The 973-nt window shown below is 37.5% G+C and carries 1 protein-coding gene; it reads right to left on the bottom strand.

The annotated features are described in order from the left end of the window. Positions 1 to 127: 127 nt before the first annotated feature. The coding region (locus O3636_RS10660) for an LPXTG cell wall anchor domain-containing protein (protein ID WP_371643116.1) at positions 128 to 973 on the bottom strand (846 nt) is incomplete at its 5' end.

Below are 973 nucleotides of genomic sequence, written 5' to 3'. Positions count from 1 at the left end.
ATCAACTGTGCTTTTTCAAGAATACAACAACAGCCTTACACCTCTTGAAATGAGGAACAAGGCCGTTTTTTAATCTTTTGTATTCATTGTCCACTTAACAATGAATAGTTCATATTTGACTAAATTTTTAGTCTTCTTTTTTCTTTCCAAGAGCAAGCCCGAGACCACCTAGCATACCAAGAAGGCCTAGAGATACAAGAGTCGCATTTGATTCTGTTCCTGTATTTGGTAATACATTTTGAGAATCATTTGATTTAGCTCCATTGTCAATAGTAGTCTTAGTATCTACCGGATCTGCATTTGGAGTAACTACATCTGGAATTGGAGTTGGAGTTATTGGTGCAGGTGTATCTTGACCAGAACCTCCATTAGTAGCAAGTGGAACTGGAGTTACTGGAATTGGAGTTGTTGGCGCAGGTGTATCATGACCAGAATTTCCATTAGTATCAGGTGTGACTGGAGTAACTGGAATTGTATTTGGAATTATACTTTCACTTACTTTTCTGAAAATATGAGTAATTACTGGTTCATTTTCAGCAATCACAGTTCGTACAAATTCATATACTGGAATTGATCCATGTTTAGCATTCTTTTCATTACCTGTCTTAACGGATGGTTTCAATACATTTCCGTCTTCATCAATCCATCGAACCTCAATCATTAGCTCTGGCAATGCAATTGAACCCCCTAATACATCGTTTTCAAAAGTTGTTACCTTAGGAACTTCCACAGATGATTTACCTGGTTCAGTAATCTTACCTGTACCTGTTTTTTCTACGTTTGGTAGATCACTGTTTGGTACTTTACCTTTACCATCTTCATCGATTGTAACAACGATTGGATTACCATCTTTACCTGGGATTTCTACCTTAGTTCCTGGTGGATATGTTGACCCATCTGGTTTCTTCGGTGTCACTGTAACATCACCTGTCTTAGGATCTTGTTCTAACTCTACTTTTGGTTCTTTCGTTTT

It is taken from the genome of Streptococcus sp. 27098_8_76 (assembly GCF_041432315.1).
Classification (GTDB): Bacteria; Bacillota; Bacilli; order Lactobacillales; family Streptococcaceae; genus Streptococcus.
Note: the sequence above shows the minus strand (reverse complement) of the source record. Positions and strands in the feature narration are given on the sequence as shown.